Consider the following 17,259-nt stretch of genomic DNA (forward strand, 5'->3'; position numbering starts at 1 on the left):
TCCGGCCCGGGTACGCCGGATCATCCGGGGAAGCGCCCGGTGCTGCGCAGTGCCCAGCGCCGCTCGGCGTAGGCCAGGTCGTCACGCCACAGGCGCCCGGCGGTGCGCCGCATCAGGGGGCGCAGGACGGGCGCGGCGGCCCGGGCCAGCGCGAAGCCGCGGCGGTCCGAGGCGGCGACCACCGCCTCGATCACCGCCGTGCGCGGGCGCGGGTCGCCCTCGGCGGTCAGCGGCGTGGCATGGGTCTCCACCACGGACGTGGCGCCCTCGCCGTCGACGATGCGCATGACGACCGTGCGCGGCTCCGGCGCGGTGAACTCCGCCCGCACCGGCACGACCAGACGGCCCGCCACGCGGAAGGAGACGTCCACGGCGAAGGCGTCGTCCTCCTCGCCCCGCGGCTCCCGGGCGACCCTCAGGTCGACGAACGAGTACGGGTGGAACCAGGAGCCGTGCCACGGGTCGAGCCGGTTGGCCACCACGTCCTGCGGCTCGCACCGCCCGGACGCGGAGAACACCGCGTCCACCCCGCTGCCCGCCGCGGGCCGCGCCGGAACCACGGGCAGCTCCGTCGGCTCCTCACCGCCGACCGCGTCCAGCCGCACCCACACCAGCACCCCGTCGTCGTGCACCGGGTACGGCTGCCAGCCCGCGAACGGGGAGCCGTCCAGGGCCAGTCCGTGCCAGTGGCACACCAGCGTGCCGCACACCACCCGGCTCTTCCGCAACGGGGCCCCCAGGTGCGGGCAGACACCGGAGCCGCCGCGCAGCTCACCCTCCGGCGAACGCCACAGCACCACCTCCACCCCGCCGACGGTCCTGCCGTACGGGCCGCCTCCCGGGCGCACGTCCCGGGAGGCGCCCACCACGAACCAGTTGCCGGAGGGCCGGGCGGAGGCCCGCTCGAGCGCGCCGGCGATCAGCGCCGGGCGGGCCGCGCGCCAGGTCGGCGCCTGCTCCGCCCAGCCGGGGCCGCGGCGCCGCCGCAGCGGTGAGGTCCAGCGTGTCTTCCCGCGTCGGTCAGCCACGGCCCGTCTCCTTCCCTTCCGGCAGCGTGAAGCCCGGCACGGGCGCCGCGTGCGGCAGCCGGGCGCGCCACCGCGCGCCGGCCACCCGCAGGACACCGGCCGCGGCGGTGGCCGCCCGCCGGCGGCGGGGCACCACCGCGCGGCGGTGCAGCACGGTGTAGTCCTGCCGCGCGATCGCGTCGAGGATGCCGCCGTACAGCGTGAACGCGGCGCGGATACAGGGCCGTACCCGCGGGTCGAGCATGGCGATGCCCGGCTCCGCCGTCCGGTACACGTCCCTGGTCAGGTCCTCGGCCGCGACGAGCGCCGCCCGGATCCGCGGATCGGGGCGCCCGCTGCGCCTGCTCCACTCCAGAAGGGCCCGGTCGACCCCGTGCGCGGCGAGCAGGTCGGCGGGCAGATAGACCCGGCCCCGGTCCAGGTCCTCGCCCACGTCCCGCAGGAAGTTGGTCAGCTGGAACGCCACGCCGAGGGCCGCCGCGTGCGGTGCGGCCTCCTCGCGCGGCACGACCGTGCCGAGGACGGGCAGCATCTGCAGGCCGATCACCGCGGCCGAGCCGTGCATGTAGGCCCGCAGGTCGGCGTAGGTCGGGTAGTCCGTGACGGTCAGGTCGGCCCGCATGGAGGCCAGGAAGTCGGCGAACAGCGCGACGTCGATGCCGTAGCGGTCGGCGGTGTCGGCCACGGCCCGCACGACCGGTTCCGTGCCGCCGCCGGTGCGCAGCGCGTGGGCGAGGTCGCCCTCCAGCCGCTTCAGCAGCAGGTCGCGCTCGTCGGGGGTGCTGTTGTGGTCCAGGTCGTCGACGATGTCGTCGGCCCAGCGGGCGAAGCCGTACAGCGCGTGCACGGCCGAGCGGCGTTCCAGCGGCAGCAACCGCGTGGCCAGGAAGTACGTCCGGCCGTGCCGGGCGTTGAGCCGCCGGCACCGCGTGTAGGCGGCGCGCAGGCGGGGGCCGGTGATCCCGGCGGCGTCCAGTTCACGACGGGTCATGGGCACCTGCGCTGCTCGGGGCGGTCGGGAGGGGGTCCGCGGCACGGGCCGCCCGGGTCGTCCGGGCGGGCCGTCCGGGGACACCGGTGACGCGGGCGGCGGCGAGTTTCCCGCTGATCAGCACGGTCGGTACGCCCACGCCGGGCGTGGTCCCACAACCGGCCAGCACGACGTTGTCCAGCCCGCGCACGAGGTTGCGCGGCCGGAACGGGCCGGTCTGGGCGAAGGTGTGGGAGACGGAGAACGGCGTGCCCGCCGCGTGGCCCTGGGCCGTCCAATCGAGCGGGGTCACCAGGGCCTCCTCCTCGACGCTGTCCCCGAACCCGTCCAGGCCGCGCCGCTCCAGTTCGGCGACCAGGCTGTCGCGGTAGCGCGGGCCCAGCTCCCGCCAGGCGTCGGCGGAGGGGCCGACGGCCGTGTTGGGGCAGGGCGCCAGGACGTAGTGGAGGTGGCGGCCCGGCGGCGCCAGGGAGGCGTCGTGTGCCGTCGGGCGGGTGATCAGCAGCGACGGGTCGCTCATCAGCGTCCCCGAGCGGGTCAGTTCGTCGAAGGTCCGCTCCCAGGCGGCGCCGAACGACAGCGTGTGGTGGGCGAGGTGAGACCAGGTCCGGTCGGTGCCCGCGTGCAGGATCACCGCGGACGGCGAGTGCCGCAGCGGCACCGGGCGCACCGGGGCCCGGCCCACGAGCCGGTGCGCGGTGGACAGTTCACAGGTGAGCACCACCGCGTCGCACGCGATGCGCTCACCCGAGGCCAGGCGCACGGCCCGCACCCGGCCCGCCGAGCGTTCCAGCGCGCTCACCTCGGCCGACCAGCGCAGCTCGGCACCGGCGCCGGCCGCCGCGTCGGCCATCGCGCGCGGCAGCGCGTGCATGCCGCCCTTGGGGAAGAAGACGCCGGCCACGGTGTCCATGTAGGCGATCACCGCGTAGGCCGCCAGCGCCCGGGCCGGGGCGACTCCGGCGTACAGGGCCTGGAAGGAGAAGACCCGGCGCAGACGGTCGTCGGACAGGAAGCGGCCGATGCGGCCGTCCAGCCGCCCGAAGCCGCCGAGCGCCGCGAGCCGGGCCAGGTCCGGGTGCGCGAGCTGGAACGGCGAGTCGAAGTTGGTGTCGATGAACCGGCGCATCTGCGCCCGGTAGAGCCGCTCCAGCCAGTGCCGCAGCCTGCGGTAGCCCGCCGCCTCGGCCGGCCCGGCGAAGCGCCGCACCTCCGACTCCATGGCCTCGCCGTCGGTGTGCACGTCCAGCGCGGTCCCGTCCGCGAAGCCGGCGCGGTAGGCCGGGTGCAGGGGCACCAGCTCGACGCGGCGGGCCAGGCTGTCGCCGACGGCCGCGAACGCCTCGTCGGCCAGGTGCGGCATCGTCAGCACGGTGGGCCCGGTGTCCACCAGGTAGTCGCCGAGCCGCAGCCGGCCGGCCCGGCCGCCGGGACCCGCGTCCCGTTCGACGAGGGTGACCCGGCGCCCGGCGCCCAGCAGATGCAGGGCACACGCCAGTCCGGACAGGCCGGCGCCCACCACCACGACGTGGTCGGTCGGCCCGGTCACCGTCCTCATACGAGCTCCCCGGCGGGGCGCGGGGCGATGCCCGCGGCCCGCTCCACCAGGGCGGCGAACTCCCGGCGGACGCCGGCTTCCGCGCCGGTCGCCTCGAAGTGCCGCAGGGCGGCGGCCGCCAGCTCCGCGGTCCTGGCCTCCACCTCGGCCCGGGCGCCCGTCCGCTCCAGCGCCGTCCGCATCTTCCGCACGATGTGCTCCGGGCGGTCGTGCGCACCCGGGGCGAGCACGCGCTCGGCCTCGCGGTCGCCGGTGGCGCCGGCGAGGCGGACGGCGGCGGCGAGCAGCGGGGTGAGCTTGCGGGAGCGCAGGTCGTCGTCGGCCGGCTTCCCGGTCAGCGCCGGGTCGCCGAAGGCGCCGAGGAGATCGTCGCGCAGCTGGAAGGCCAGCCCCGCGCAGTGGCCGGCGGACCGCAGTGTCTCCGTCGTGCGGGTGTCGGCACCGGCCAGGGCCGCGCCCAGGGCGAGGGGCCGTGCCACCGTGTAGCGGGCGCTCTTGAGGGCGGCGATGGCCAGCGCCTCCTCGTCCCCGGAGGCCCCGCTCGCCTGGGCGCGCAGGTCGCGGTACTGCCCGGCGACCATCTCGGTGCGCATCGCCCGCCACTCCTGGTGCAGCCGGGCGCCGTGCGGCGACCCGAGCGCCGTCTCGGTCAGCAGGTCGTCCGCCCACGCCAGCGCCAGATCGCCCGCGAGCACGGCGGCCGACGCGCCGAACGACCCGGCGGCCGACGCGCCGAACGACCCGGCGGTCACCGTCTCCGGCGCGTCCGGCGTCGTGCCGGGCCCGGCCGGGTGCCGCCCGGCGAACTCCACGTGCAGCGCCGGGCCTCCCCGGCGGACGGGCGATCCGTCCATCACGTCGTCGTGGACGAGGGCGCAGGCCTGGAGCAGTTCGAGGGCCGCTCCCGTGCGCAGCACCGCCGTGGCGTCACCGGAGCCGCCCGCGGCCCGCCAGCCGCACCAGGCGAACGCCGTCCGCAGCCGCTTGCCGCCCCGCAGGGCGAAGGTGGCGACGCGCTCGGCCATGTCGCGGGCGAACACCGTGTCGACGCCACGGGCCTGGCGCAGCCGCGCGTCGAGCACGTGCTCCAGGACGGTCTCCACGGCGCTCGTGGCCCAGGGGGCGGTCAGCGTCGCGTCGTCTCCTTCCGCCGGTCCGGCCACCGTCGGCCGCGGTCCAGGCATGCGCAACCCCTTCTCGTCCGATCATTCGCACAGCAGTGCTTCCGGCGGCGGCCGTGCCGTGGATGCGCCGGCCGGTTCTCATCCGCGCCCGCGGGCGTGCCGGAAACGGGCCAGTCCGTCCCCGAGGCCGACGACCGGCTCCGGGTATCCCAGAACCGCGCGTCGCTCCGCCGGGAGCAGCCAGGGTTCGTGCACCGCGCCGGCGCCGACGTCCGCCAGTTCCGGCACCCAGCGCCGTACGTACGTGCCGTCCGGGTCGTAACGCCTGCCCTGGCGCACCGGGTTGAGGACGCGGTGCGGGCGGGAGTCGGTGCCGGTGCCGGCGACCCACTGCCAGTTCAGCTGGTTGTTGACGATGTCGCCGTCCACCAGCAGGTCCAGGAAGTGCCGGGCGCCGATCCGCCAGTCCACGTACAGCGTCTTGGTCAGGAAGCTCGCCGTCAGCAGCCGGGCGCGGTTGTGCATCCAGCCCTCGGTGCGCAGTTGCCGCATGCCCGCGTCGACCACCGGGTAGCCGGTACGGCCCTCCCGCCACGCGGCGATGTCCCCGGCCGCCTCCTCCTCGCCGCGCCACCGGTCGTGCCGGGTGCGGTAGTCCCGGACCGACGCGTCGGGCCGGGCGGCGAGGACCTGGTGGTGGAAGTCGCGCCAGCACAGCTGGCGTTCGAACGCCTCGGCCCCGGCGCCGCCCAGCGCACGGGCCCGGTGGATCAGCTCCACCGGCGACAGCGCCCCGAAGTGGAGGTAGGGGGACAGGCGCGAGGTCGCGTCCCCGGCCAGGTCGTCGTGCCGTTCCGCGTAGCGGGACAGGTCCGTGCGGGCCCACCGTGCGAACCGGGCCCGCCCCGCCGTCTCCCCGCCCTCGGGAATCTCCGGCGACAGGCCCGCCGTCCCGGCGCGGGACGGCGGCTCCTCACCGCGTACGTCCGCGGGGACGCGCACGGCGCCCGGCGCGGGCAGGGGCCGGCGCAGCGCCTGCCCGGACCAGCGGCGGAAGTAGGGGGTGAAAACGGCGAAGTGGTCGGAGGCCGCCGGGGCCACGGCACCCGGCGCGACGGCGGTCACCACCGCGTCGTGCACGCGCAGCCGCACCCCGTCGGCGCCGAGTGCCCGGCGCAGCCGCTCCTCGCGCCGCTGGGCGTGGCCGGAGACGCCCGCGGCCAGGTGCACCTCCGTGGCGCCGCAGGCGGCGGCGACCGCGCGGACCTCCCGGGCGACCGGGCCCGAGCGCACGACCAGCCGCCCGCCGCGGCGGCGCAGCGAGGAGTCCAGGTCGGCCAGGCAGTCGGCCAGGAAGGCGGCCCGGTTCGGCGCGTCGAAACCGGCCGCGTGGACGGCGGGGTCGCGGACGAACAGCGGCACCACCTCGTCCGCCGCCCGCAGTGCGGCACACAGCGGCGGATGGTCGTGCAGACGCAGGTCCGCGGTGAACAGGACGACCGCGACGGTCATGGGTGTCACTCCTGGTGCGGTGGTGCGGAGGGCGTCCGGCGCCGCCGGGCTCCCCGCCCGGCGAGGGCCCGCCGGACGCGCGGGGCGTGCGCGGCGGTACGGCCCCCGCCCGGGCCGCCCGCGGCGGCCCGGGCGATGTTGCGGGCCATGCCGCCGAAGACCACGGAGTGGAACGGGGCGACGCTCCACCAGTAGGCGTGGCCCAGCAGCCCGCGCGGGTGGAACAGGGCACGCTGCCGGTAGACGGTGCCGCCCCGGTCGCCGGTCTCGGCGCACATCTCCAGCCAGGCCAGGCCGGGCAGCCGCATCTCGGCGCGCAGCCGCAGCAGACGGCCGGGCTCGATCTCCTCCACGCGCCAGAAGTCCAGCGAGTCGCCGACCCGCAGGCGCTCGGTGTCCCGCCGCCCCCGGCGCAGCCCGACCCCGCCGGCGAACCGGTCGAGCCAGCCCCGGAGCGCCCAGGCCAGGGGTGAGGAGTACCAGCCGTTCTCGCCCCCGATGCCCTCGATCACCCGCCACAGCGCCTCCCGGGACGCCGCTACGGGACGCTCCCGCTCGTCCTGGTAGAGGCTGCCGCCCGCCCAGTCCGGGTCCGTGGGCAGCGGGTCGCTGGGGGCGCCGGGCACCGAGGCGGAGGACCAGCGCGTGGCGACCTGCGCCTGGCGCACCCTGCGCAGCGCCAGGGCCAGCGCCTCGTCGAACGGCAGCGGCCGGCCCGGGCCGTCGGGCACGTACCGGGCGATGTCGTGCTCGTGGCAGACGACCTCGTGGCGCAGCGACTCGGTCAGCGGCCGGGCGAGGGCGGCGGGCACCGGCGTGACCAGGCCGACCCAGTGGCTGGAGAGCCGGGGGGTGAGGATGGGGACCGGCACGATGAACCGCCGTCGCAGCCCGGCGACGGCGGCGTACCGGAGCATCATGTCCCGGTAGGTGAGGATGTCGGGACCGCCGATGTCGAAGGCCCGGTCGACGTCGTCGGGCATGGTCGCCGAGCCGACGAGGTAGCGCAGCACGTCCCGGACGCCGATGGGCTGGGTGCGGGTGTGCACCCAGCTGGGGGTGACCATGACGGGCAGGCGCTCGGTGAGGTAGCGCAGCATCTCGAAGGACGCCGAGCCCGAGCCGATGACGACGGCCGCCCGCAGCACCGTGGCGGGCACGGGAGAGGCGAGGAAGATCTCCCCCACCTCCGCCCGCGACCGCAGGTGCGGCGAGAGGGACTCCTCGGGCACGCGCCGCGGGGTGAGCCCGCCGAGGTACACGATCCGCTTCACCCCGGCGAGCCGCGCCTGCTCGGCGAAGACGCGGGCGGCCCGCCGGTCGGTCTCCTCGAACCCGGCGCCCGAGGTGAGGGCGTGCACCAGGTAGTAGGCGACGTCGATCCCGCGCATCGCGGCGGCGACCGACGCCGGGTCCGTGACGTCACCCCGGACCGTCTCGGCGTCGCGCGCCCAGGGGTGGTCGCGGAGTTTGCCCGGTGACCGGGCCAGGCACCGGACGCGGTGCCCGGCCTGGAGCAGCTCCGGCACCAGGCGCCCGCCGATGTACCCGGACGCCCCGGTGACGAGGCAGTGCAGCCGCCGCCCGTCCTCCGTCATGCTCCAGCCTCCCGTCTCCGGCCGCGCTCACGGCCGGCCCCTACAGGAGACTTCGCCACGGGCCTCCGCGGCGGATGCACGGCACGGTGCCCGCGGCCGTTCAGCCGGACGGAGCATCGGCCCCGGCCGCCCGCCGCACCGCCGCGCCCCGCCGGGCCAGGACGCTCGGCCACCAGGCGCGCGACCCGACGTCGATCACCAGCGCGGGCACCAGCAGCGAACGCACCACCAGCGTGTCCAGCAGCACCCCGAAGGCGACGATGAACGCGATCTGCACCAGGAACGCCAGGGGGATCACCAGCAGGGCCGCGAACGTCGCGGCGAGCACCACGCCCGCCGAGGTGATGACACCGCCGGTGGTGGTCAGCCCGCGCAGCACGCCCCGCCGGTCGCCGTGCGCGAGCGCCTCCTCCCGCACCCGGGACATCAGGAAGATGTTGTAGTCGACGCCCAGCGCCACCAGGAACACGAAGCCGTACAGCGGCACCGACGCGTCCGTGCCGCTGAAGCCGAGCAGATGCTCGAAGACGAGCGCCGAGACCCCGAGCGTCGCCAGGAAGTTGAGCCCGACGGTCGCGACCAGCAGCACCGGCACGAGCAGGGAGCGCAGCAGCGCCATCAGGATCAGCAGGATGACGGCGAGCACGATCGGCACGATGACCGTCCGGTCCCGGGCGGCGGTCCGCTGGGTGTCGTACTGCTGCGCCGTGTAGCCGCCGACCAGCGCGTCGGCCCCGGGGACCGCGTGCACCCGGGTGCGCAGCCGCTCGACCGTGGCCTTGGCCGCGTCGCTGTCGGCGGCGGCCTCCAGGGTGGCGTCGATGCGCACCCGCCCGTCCACCACGAGAGGCTTGCCGGCACCGGGCCGTCCGGAGGCGGAGACGGCACCGGCGGACGCCACGCCCTCGGTGGCGCGGGCGGCGGCCGTCACCTCGGCGGTGCGGTCGGCGTCGGCGATGATGACGGCCGGGTTGCCGGAGCCGCCGGGAAAGTGCTCCCCGAGCGTGCGCTGCGCGGCGACCGAGGGCGCGTCGTCGACGAAGATCTCGTCCAGCGGCACGCCCCGGGAGGACAGGGAGGGCGCGAACGCCGCGCAGGCGGCCAGCACGAGGGCCGTCACCACCCAGGTCCGCCGGGGCCGGCCGTCCACCGTCGCCGCGACCCGCCGCCACACCCCGCTGCCCTCGGCCGGCTCCGCCGGCGGCTTCGGCCTGGACGGCCAGTAGGCGGTGCGGCCCAGCAGGGCCAGCGCGGCCGGCAGGAACGTCAGCGTGGTGAGCACGGCGCAGGCGATGCCGATGGCGCCGACCGGTCCGAGGGCGCGGTTGTTGGTGAGGTCGCTCGCGAGCAGGGCCAGCAGCCCGAGGGCCACGGTCGCGGCGCTGGCGGTGATCGCCCCGGACGACCGGCGCACCGCGGCCACCGCCGCTGTGAAGCGGTCCCCGCGCACGGCGAGTTCCTCCCGGAAGCGCGCGGCCAGCAGCAGGGCGTAGTCGGTGGCGGCGCCGATCACCAGGATGGACAGGATGCCCTGCACCTGCCCGTCGACCCGGACCACGTCCCGCTCCGCCAGCGCGTAGACCACGGCACAGGCGACGCCCAGGGCGAAGACGGACCCCACGATGATCAGGAACGGCAGCAGCACACTGCGGTAGACCAGCAGCAGGATCACCAGCACGGCGCCGAGCGCCACGCCCAGCAGCAGTCCGTCGATGCCCGCGAAGGCGTCCGACAGATCGGCCTGGCCGGCCGCCGGACCGGCGATCCGCGCCGAGGTGCCCGGCACGCCCCGGGCGGCCTCGCGCACCGTGCCGAGGACGGCGGGCAGTTCGTCGCCCAGGTCGGGCTCCAGCTGGACGACGGCCTGCAGCGCCTGCCGGTCGTCGGAGAGCAGGGCGGGGGAGGGGCGGCCCACGACCCCGGGCCGCCCGGCGAGCGCGGCGACGGCACGGGTGGCCTCGGCCTGCCGGTCCGCCGTGAGCCGCTGTCCGTCCGCCGTCCAGACCACGATGGCCGGCACGGTCTCGGACCGGTCGAACGCCGCGCGGGCGTCGAGGACGCGGGTGGACTCGGCGCTGCGCGGCAGGAAGGCCGCCTGGTCGTTGGTGGCGACCTCGCCGAGCCTGCCCGCGTAGGGGCCGAGCGTCCCGCCCACCCCCAGCCACACGAACAGCAGGACGAGCGGGACGAGCCACCGGGCCCGTCGCGGTGCGGTACTCATGCGCATCCCCAACCTGGAAGGCAACACTCAAATTAACTCACTCATAAAGTATCTCAATCATTGAGAGATACTAGGGTGGGGGGATGAGCGGTTCCGGCGTGCCCACGGCATCTCTTCCGGCGGACGACCCCATCGGGTTGCAGACCTTCGCCGTCCTGCTGCGCCGGATGACCAGCGAGTTCAACCGCATCGCCCAGGAGTTCGCCCAGGCGCAGGGCCTGCACCTCACCGACATGCAGGCGCTGATCGCGATCCTGGACGCCGACGCGGATCCCGAGGCGGAGGGCGAGCCCATGACGCCCGGACGGCTGCGCAAGCAGCTCAACCTCACGTCCGGCGCGGTGACCGCCTGCCTCGACCGGCTGGAACGGGCCGGGCACATCCGCCGGGTCCGGGACGCGGGCGACCGCCGCGTGGTCCACCTGCACTACGCCGCCGCGGCCCGGGGCCTGGCCAGGGAGTACTTCCGGCCCCTGGCCCGGAGCACCGAAGCGGCCCGCGGCCGGTTCAGCGCCGGGGAACTGGCGGTGGTCGTCCGGTTCCTGACCGAGATGAACACCGAGCTCGCCCTGCTGCGGCGGGGCCCGGACTGACGGCGCCGGTGGACGGGCACGCGCCGGGGGCCGGGCACGCGCCGGGGGCCGGGCTCTGGTGAGCCCGGCCCCCTTGTCGCGGGACGGGTCAGAACTGGAGCGCCCAGGCGTCGATCCGCCCGGTGTCGAAGTTCGCGTTGTCGCTGACCCGGAGCTTCCACGTGCCGTTCGCGGTCTCCGAGGAGGCGTTGACGGTGTACGTGGTGTCGATGTTGTCGGCGCTGCCGCCGGTGCCGTACCCCTTCAGCGTGTACGCGGTGCCGTCGGGGGCGATCAGCTGGACCTGGAGGTCACCGATGTAGGTGTGGACGATGTGCACCTCGACGGCCAGGGCCGACGGGGCGTTGCCCGGGACGCCGGAGACCGTCACCGGGGACTCGGCGGTGGCGTTGTCGGCGATGGCCTGGTCGGTGGTGTTCTCGAAGCGCGGTCCGGGCGGGGTGGTCGTGCCGCCGCCCACGTGCAGCAGACCGTTGGGTGAACCGGTGCCGGGGCTGGTGACGACGCCGGTGGTGGCGGCGGAGGTCAGCGCGGCGGAGACCTGCGCGGGCGTGGCCGCGGGGTTGGCGGCCAGGTGCAGGGCGGCGGCCCCGGCGACGTGCGGGCTCGCCATCGACGTACCGGAGATGGTGTTGGTCGCCGAGTCGCTCGTGCTCCACGCCGAGGTGATCGACGAGCCGGGCGCGAACAGGTCGAGCACCGAACCGTAGTTGGAGTAGCTCGCCTTGGCGTCGCCCGACGTCGTGGCACCCACCGTGACGGCCTCGGTGACCCGTGCGGGCGACCGGGTGGAGGCGTTGGTGGACTCGTTGCCGGCGGCGACCACGAAGGTGACGCCGGAGGCGATGGCGTTGCGCACGGCCGTGTCGATGGCCGTGTCACCCGGGCCGCCCAGGGACATGTTCGCCACGGCCGGCTTGACCGCGTTGCGGGCGACCCAGTCGATGCCGGCGACGACCTGAGCGGTGGTGCCCTGGCCGGAGTTGTTCAGCACCCGGACCCCGACGACCCCGGCCTTCTTGGCCACGCCGTAGGCGTTCCCGGCGACCGTGCCGGCGACGTGCGTGCCGTGGCCGTGGCCGTCCTGGGCGGTGTTGTCGTTGTCGACGGCGTCGTAGCCGTAGGAGGCCCGGCCGCCGAAGTCGCCGTGCGTGATGCGGACGCCGGTGTCGATGACGTACGCCGTGACGCCCTCACCCGCCGTGTCCGGGTAGGTGTACGAGCTGTTCAGCGGCAGGTTGCGCTGGTCGATGCGGTCCAGGCCCCAGGAGGGCGGGCCGGGCTGCGTCGCGGTGATGGAGAACGTCCGGTTCTGCACCACGGAAGCCACGGCCGGGTCGGCGGCGAGACGTTTCGCCTCGGACGCGGAGGCCTCGACCTCCCAGCCGTTGAGGGCCTTGGTGTAGGTCCGCTCGATGGCGGCGCCGTACTTGTGCGCGAGGGCGCGGCCCTCGGCGGAACCGGCCTTGCCGGTCCTCAGCGTGACGATGTAGCTGTCGGCGACGGCGTTCGCGGCGCCCTCGTACTGCACGCGCCCCTCGGCGGCGACCGGGGCCGCGCCGGCGGGGAGGGCGGAGACCAGGCTCGCGACGAGCGCCGCGGTGGCCGTCGCACCGAGCGCGGCCAGTCTTCGCCGGGTGGATCTGTGGGGAGTACGCGTCACTGCCATCTGAGGGGTCCTCCTCATCGGTGGTGCGCTGTGGGGTGTGGTGCACGCCCGTTGGAGCGCCCGGAAGTCATGGTCATGTCAACCAGGCGGTGACTCCTGTGCGTCAGCCGAAAGATTGAGGCCTCCACAGGAATTGCACAAGGGCCCTGCACACACCGGCAGGACCCCTGTGACGGCCGTCAGTCGTCGAACGCCGTGCTCCGGCTCCGCTTCTCCCAGGCCAACACCTCGTCCCGCACCCGGTCCAGATGACCGAGCACCGCGCTGACCCCGTCGTCGCCGAGCGGCAGGCGCAGGGGCGTGGGGTCGGCCTCCAGCGCGGCGAGGATCAGGGCGGCGGCCTTGGCCGGGTCGCCCGGCTGGGTGCCGTCGCCGCCGGAGACCAGGCCGCGCGTCCGGCTCACCTTGCCGTACACACCGCTGTCCGCGCTGGTACCGGCCCGGCCCGTCTGGAACAGGCCGGTGCGGAAGGCGCCCGGCTCGACGATCAGTACCTTGACGCCGAACTCGGCGACCTCGTCCGCGAGCCCCTCGGACATGCCCTCCAGGGCGAACTTCGTCGCGCTGTACGCCGAGAAGCCCGCGAAGGACAGCTGCCCGCCCATGCTGCTCATCTGCACGATCGCGCCCGAGCGCCGCTCACGCATGTGCGGCAGCACGGCCCGGGTGAGGGCGGCCGGGCCGAAGACGTGCACCTCGAACAGCGCCCGCAGCTCCGCCTCGGTGGTCTCCTCGAACGCCCCGACGTGGGTCCGGCCCGCGTTGTTGACCAGGACGTCGATCCGGCCGTGCCGTGCCACGACGTCCCGCACGGCGGCCTCGGCGGCGCCGGTGTCGGCGACGTCCAGGCGCAGGGCCTCCACCCGGTCGGGGTGGGCGGCGACCAGATCGTCCAGCGCCTCGGGGCGCCGGGCCGCGCCGACCACCACGTCGCCCGCCGCGAGGGCGGCCTCGGCGATCGCCCGCCCGAACCCGCTGCTCGCGCCCGTGATGAGCCACACCCTGTTCATGGCCACTCCTCGTCTCGTCCGGCCCTTGCGTAACCACCCTTCCGTGTGCGGCAGTTGTTCGTCCAAGACATTCGGTGATAACCGAAGGGCATGACGAAGGACGTCCATGTACGGGACCTGCGCTACTTCCTGGCGGTGGCCGAGGACCTGCACTTCACCCGCGCCGCCGAGCGGCTCTATGTGTCCCAGCCCGCCCTGAGCAAGCAGATCCGTGCCCTGGAGCGGCAGTTGGGCGTCACGCTGTTCCGGCGCGACCGGCACGGCGTGGCCCTCACCGACGCCGGTACGGCGCTGCTGCCGCACGCGCGCCAGGTGATCGACGCGTGGCGGGAGGCGGCGGCCGCGGTGGACACCGTCCGCACGGCCCGGCGCGGCACGCTCGTCGTGGGCATGAGCACCAGCCCGGTCCGCGGCGGCCTGCTGCCCGCCGTCCGCTCCCGCTTCACGGCGGCACACCCCGAAGCCGCCCTCCGGCTCCGGCAGGTCACCTGGCAGGACCCGACGGCGGGGCTGGCCGACGGCTCCGCCGACGTCGCGTTCGTCTGGCTGCCGCTGCCCGCCCAGGACCGCTACGCCTGGACGGTCGTCGCGGAGGAGCCGCTCATGGTGGCCCTCCCCGGCACCCACCCGCTCGCCGGCCGCGCCGGGATCGACTTCACGGACCTGCTCGACGAGCCGTTCCTCGCGCTGCCCGAGAGCACGGGCCCGCTGCGCGACTTCTGGCTCGCCCTGGACTTCCGCGACGGCCGCCCACCCCGCATCGGCGCCGAGATCGCGAGCACGGAGGAGACGTACGAGGCCCTGTCCGCCGGCCTCGGCGTCTGCCTGGTCGCCACGGGCAACGTCCCGCTGCTCACCCTGGGCGGCGTGACGGTCCGCCCGGTACGGGGCCTGCCCCCCAGCCGATACGTCCTGGCCTGGCGCCGCGAGGACGGGGACCGGGCATGGGTGCGGGCGTACGCGGACGCGTGCCGGGCGGTGGCGGGACGGACGTAGCGCCACCCCGCCACCGCCCGCGGACCCTCAGGCCGGGGAGGACTGCTCCAGCAGTTCCGCGGGCGGCGCGCCGACGGCACCGATCACCTCGATGCCGAGCAACCGTCCCCGAGGCGTCCACGTCGAGGAACACCTCGGCGTCCGCCCGACTGCCTCGACGGGGATCCGCCGGACGGCGGCGCCGTCCGCGACGTGTGCGACGAGCGAGGCGTACGCGGTGTCGTTCTCGCGGTCGTGTGCGATGTGCATGCTCGCCTCTCGCAGCGGACTCGGCCGCGGCCGTCGGACCCGGCGTCGGCCCGGCCGCTTACGATGCGCCCAGCCGTTCGACGAGACCCCGGCCCGCCGCCTCAGCCAGGAGCACGTACCCGTGTCGATACCCCCGCCCCCCGGGGCCCCGCAGCCCCAGGACCCGTACGGGCCGCCCCCTGCCGACCGGTCACGGGCCCATGGTCCGTACGGTCCGTACGGCACCGCCGGGCGCCCGTACGGCACGCCGGTCTCCGTCAACGCCCTGGCCGTCGCCGCCCTCGTGCTCGGCCTCCTGTGCTTCGTCCCCGCACTGGGACTGGTGCTGGGGCTGATCGCGCTGCGGCAGATCAGGAGGTCCGGGCAGAGCGGGCGGGGACTGGCGATCGCCGGGGCGGTGCTGTCCTGTGTCGGGGTCGTGCTGTGGACGGTGGTGCTGTCCACGGGGGCCGCGTCCAAGGCGTGGGAGGGGTTCGAGGACGGCGCGCGGGGCAACGAGGCCCTGCGGCTGGACAAGGGCGACTGCTTCGACGCGCCCGGCGGCATGGAGGGCGACACGTACGACGTCGACCCGGTCTCCTGCGCGGGCCGGCACGACGGCGAGGTCTTCGGGGTCGTGACGCTGCCGGGCGGTGCCTTCCCGGGCGACGCCGAGCTCACCGACATCGCCGACGAGCGGTGCTGGGCGCTCCAGGACCAGTACGCCATGGACTCCTGGGCGATGCCCGCCGACGTCGACGTGTACTACCTGATGCCCTCCCGGGCGAGCTGGCGCTTCGGCGACCGCGCGATCACCTGCCTCTTCGGCCACGCCGAGGCCGGGTCCCGGCTGACCGGCTCGCTGCGCGGCGACCCCACCACGCTCGGCACCGACCAGGTCGTCTTCCTGTCCACGGCCAACGCCTTGGACGCGGCGCTGTACGAGGAGCCCGAGGACACCCCGGAGGACGACCTCGCCGGCCACCGCGCCTGGGCCACGCAGGTGCACGACGTGCTCGGCGAGCAGATCGAGGCCCTGCGCGGTCACTCCTGGCCCTCCGGGGCCCGGCAGCCGGTCGCCGACCTGGTCGCGGACCTCGAGGACGCGCGGGACGAGTGGGCCCGGGCGAGCGAGGCGGCCGACGCCGACACCTACTTCACGCACTACGACAGGGCGTACGCCTACGTCGACGGCCCGTCGACCGTCACGGCGCGCAAAGCCCTCGCACTGGCCTCGACCCCGCCGGCCTACGACGAGGACGAGGGCGGTTCCGCCGAAGCGCGGGTGTGACGGCGGCTATAGCGGGGAGAAAGTGCCTGCGTAAAGCCCCCAGGGCCGCCATGTCATCACATCGAGTGATTCTCTGGCCTTTGCTTGCACGGCACAACCTACGGTTGCCACGCTGTTGCTGTCTGTACAACCTGATGGGAGCGGCCAGTGACATTCGGTGAGCAGCCGGCGTACTTGCGTGTCGCGGGTGATCTCCGCAGGAAGATCGTCGACGGTCGGCTCCCCCCGCACACCCGGCTCCCCTCCCAGGCCAGAATCCGCCAGGAGTACGGCGTCTCGGACACCGTCGCCCTGGAGGCCCGCAAGGTGCTGATGGCCGAGGGGCTGGTCGAGGGCCGCTCCGGTTCGGGGACGTACGTGCGTGAGCGGCCCGTGCCCCGGCGCATCTCCCGCTCCGGCTACCGCCCGAGCGGCGGGGCGACGCCGTTCCGCCAGGAGCAGGCCGACGGCGAGGGGCGCGGCACCTGGGAGTCCAGCAGCGAGCAGTCCGAGGCGAGCGTCGCTGTCGCCGAGCGGCTGGGCATCGAGCCGGGCGACCGCGTGATGTGCACGAAGTACCTGTACCGCGAGAGCGGCGAGCCGATGATGCTCTCCACGTCCTGGGAGCCGCTCGCGGTGACGGGCCGTACGCCCGTGATGCTGCCGGAGGAGGGCCCGCTCGGCGGCATGGGGGTCGTCGAGCGCATGCGCGCGATCGACGTGATCGTGGACAACGTCACGGAGGAGGTCGGCGCCCGCCCCGGCCTCGCCGAGGAACTGCTCGTGCTGGGGGGCGTCCCCGGCCATGTGGTCCTGGTGGTCCAGCGCACGTTCTACGCCTCCGGCCGCCCCGTCGAGACGGCCGACGTGGTCATCCCGGCCGATCGCTACCGGGTCGCCTACCACCTTCCGGTCAAGTAGCGAGCGCTCACATCCGCCCCGCGGCGCGCTCCCCGCGCGCCCCGTTCACACCCTCACCGTCACGGACGACGCCACCGCGAGTCGTGCCCGACCCGGGGCCCGTCGCCGTCTGCGCAGGTCGACCACCGTGTATGCGGTATGCCCGCGAACGGGTGCGCCGAGGTACTCGGACGGCGCGTTCGCCGACGTGCGCCCCCTGAGTGCTGGCCGGTTGCGTACCTCTTGGTGAAAAGCCGTATTCGCTGCGTGAAGGTTAGGCGTACGCTCGGGCATATGCGCATTGCGGTTTCCTTAGCGGGTGGGGCTCGGCACAGGCCGCGGGCGGGAAGTGGAGGGGCGCGATGAACGACAGCACGGTCACTCTTCCCTGGCTCGTGATACGTCAGGACGACAACGGCAATCGCTACCGCGTCGGGCGGTACGCGACCCGGGCCGAGGCCCAGAAGATCGCCGACAGCCTCGACGGCCGCGGCCACAAGCAGCTGTACTGGGTCGAGCGACTGGGCCAGAGCGGACCGGCCCTGCACGACTGACTCCCGT

Annotated in this window: 15 protein-coding genes; 5 read left to right on the top strand and 10 right to left on the bottom strand. The window is 75.1% G+C overall.

Translation table 11 applies throughout. The features are described 5' to 3' along the window. Nucleotides 1–20: 20 nt before the first annotated feature. The 7 genes from ABTZ58_RS20130 to ABTZ58_RS20160 all read right to left on the bottom strand — a co-directional run bounded on the left by ABTZ58_RS20130 (nt 21) and on the right by ABTZ58_RS20160 (nt 10,032). Nucleotides 21–1,028, bottom strand: coding sequence for a Rieske (2Fe-2S) protein (locus ABTZ58_RS20130; RefSeq protein ID WP_351358176.1), 1,008 nt, complete (start codon nt 1,026–1,028; stop codon nt 21–23). Further along, nucleotides 1,021–2,019, bottom strand: a complete 999-nt coding sequence (locus ABTZ58_RS20135) for a phytoene/squalene synthase family protein (protein ID WP_351358179.1) — start codon at nt 2,017–2,019, stop codon at nt 1,021–1,023. Before ABTZ58_RS20135 ends, ABTZ58_RS20130 begins: the two co-directional genes overlap by 8 nt. Beyond that, entirely contained in the window at nt 2,006–3,577 is a 1,572-nt protein-coding gene (gene crtI, locus ABTZ58_RS20140; protein ID WP_351358182.1) for a phytoene desaturase family protein, read from the bottom strand. The genes ABTZ58_RS20135 and crtI overlap by 14 nt, the downstream gene beginning before the upstream one ends. After that, nucleotides 3,574–4,761 carry a polyprenyl synthetase family protein gene (locus tag ABTZ58_RS20145; protein WP_351358185.1) on the bottom strand — a complete coding sequence of 396 codons (1,188 nt, stop codon included), beginning with the start codon at nt 4,759–4,761 and terminating at the stop codon, nt 3,574–3,576. The genes crtI and ABTZ58_RS20145 overlap by 4 nt, the downstream gene beginning before the upstream one ends. A 78-nt stretch (nt 4,762–4,839) precedes the next feature. After that, nucleotides 4,840–6,213 carry a cryptochrome/photolyase family protein gene (locus ABTZ58_RS20150; RefSeq protein ID WP_351358188.1) on the bottom strand — a complete coding sequence of 458 codons (1,374 nt, stop codon included), beginning with the start codon at nt 6,211–6,213 and terminating at the stop codon, nt 4,840–4,842. A gap of 5 nt (nt 6,214–6,218) precedes the next feature. Beyond that, a complete protein-coding gene (locus ABTZ58_RS20155; RefSeq protein ID WP_351358191.1) occupies nt 6,219–7,811 on the bottom strand; it encodes an SDR family oxidoreductase in 1,593 nt (530 codons plus the stop codon). A gap of 100 nt (nt 7,812–7,911) precedes the next feature. Continuing rightward, nucleotides 7,912–10,032 carry an MMPL family transporter gene (locus ABTZ58_RS20160; protein ID WP_351358194.1) on the bottom strand — a complete coding sequence of 707 codons (2,121 nt, stop codon included), beginning with the start codon at nt 10,030–10,032 and terminating at the stop codon, nt 7,912–7,914. An 83-nt stretch (nt 10,033–10,115) separates the two neighbouring features. On the opposite strand from ABTZ58_RS20160, the gene ABTZ58_RS20165 reads away from it, so the two are divergent. Next, nucleotides 10,116–10,625 carry a MarR family winged helix-turn-helix transcriptional regulator gene (locus ABTZ58_RS20165; RefSeq protein WP_351358197.1) on the top strand — a complete coding sequence of 170 codons (510 nt, stop codon included), beginning with the start codon at nt 10,116–10,118 and terminating at the stop codon, nt 10,623–10,625. Nucleotides 10,626–10,713: 88 nt separating this feature from the next. Here ABTZ58_RS20165 and ABTZ58_RS20170 read toward each other — a convergent pair whose 3' ends face one another. Both ABTZ58_RS20170 and ABTZ58_RS20175 read right to left on the bottom strand, forming a co-directional pair. Beyond that, a complete protein-coding gene (locus tag ABTZ58_RS20170) occupies nt 10,714–12,294 on the bottom strand; it encodes a S8 family peptidase (RefSeq protein WP_351358200.1) in 1,581 nt (526 codons plus the stop codon). Between the two features lie 179 nt (nt 12,295–12,473). Next, nucleotides 12,474–13,304 carry an oxidoreductase gene (locus tag ABTZ58_RS20175; protein ID WP_351358203.1) on the bottom strand — a complete coding sequence of 277 codons (831 nt, stop codon included), beginning with the start codon at nt 13,302–13,304 and terminating at the stop codon, nt 12,474–12,476. A 90-nt stretch (nt 13,305–13,394) separates the two neighbouring features. Here ABTZ58_RS20175 and ABTZ58_RS20180 point away from each other — a divergent pair, with 90 nt between their 5' ends. Continuing rightward, nucleotides 13,395–14,300: a LysR family transcriptional regulator gene (locus ABTZ58_RS20180; RefSeq protein WP_351358206.1), complete on the top strand. Its 906-nt coding sequence runs from the start codon at nt 13,395–13,397 to the stop codon at nt 14,298–14,300. A 27-nt stretch (nt 14,301–14,327) separates the two neighbouring features. Here the strand turns inward: ABTZ58_RS20180 and ABTZ58_RS20185 are convergent, their stop codons facing one another. Further along, nucleotides 14,328–14,549, bottom strand: coding sequence for a DUF2283 domain-containing protein (locus ABTZ58_RS20185; protein WP_351358209.1), 222 nt, complete (start codon nt 14,547–14,549; stop codon nt 14,328–14,330). A gap of 121 nt (nt 14,550–14,670) precedes the next feature. Here ABTZ58_RS20185 and ABTZ58_RS20190 point away from each other — a divergent pair, with 121 nt between their 5' ends. From ABTZ58_RS20190 to ABTZ58_RS20200, 3 genes are all read left to right on the top strand, one after another. Beyond that, the gene (locus tag ABTZ58_RS20190) at nt 14,671–15,819 is read left to right on the top strand and encodes a DUF4190 domain-containing protein (RefSeq protein WP_351358212.1); all 1,149 of its coding nucleotides are present in this window, start codon (nt 14,671–14,673) and stop codon (nt 15,817–15,819) included. Between the two features lie 147 nt (nt 15,820–15,966). After that, on the top strand, nt 15,967–16,719 hold the full coding sequence (locus ABTZ58_RS20195; RefSeq protein ID WP_351358215.1) for a GntR family transcriptional regulator: 753 nt from the start codon (nt 15,967–15,969) through the stop codon (nt 16,717–16,719). A 341-nt stretch (nt 16,720–17,060) separates the two neighbouring features. Further along, on the top strand, nt 17,061–17,252 hold the full coding sequence (locus tag ABTZ58_RS20200; protein WP_309094565.1) for an SPOR domain-containing protein: 192 nt from the start codon (nt 17,061–17,063) through the stop codon (nt 17,250–17,252). The last annotated feature ends 7 nt before the right edge of the window (nt 17,253–17,259 follow it).

The sequence above is a fragment of the Streptomyces sp. NPDC094143 genome, from assembly GCF_040303825.1.
Classification (GTDB): Bacteria; Actinomycetota; Actinomycetes; order Streptomycetales; family Streptomycetaceae; genus Streptomyces.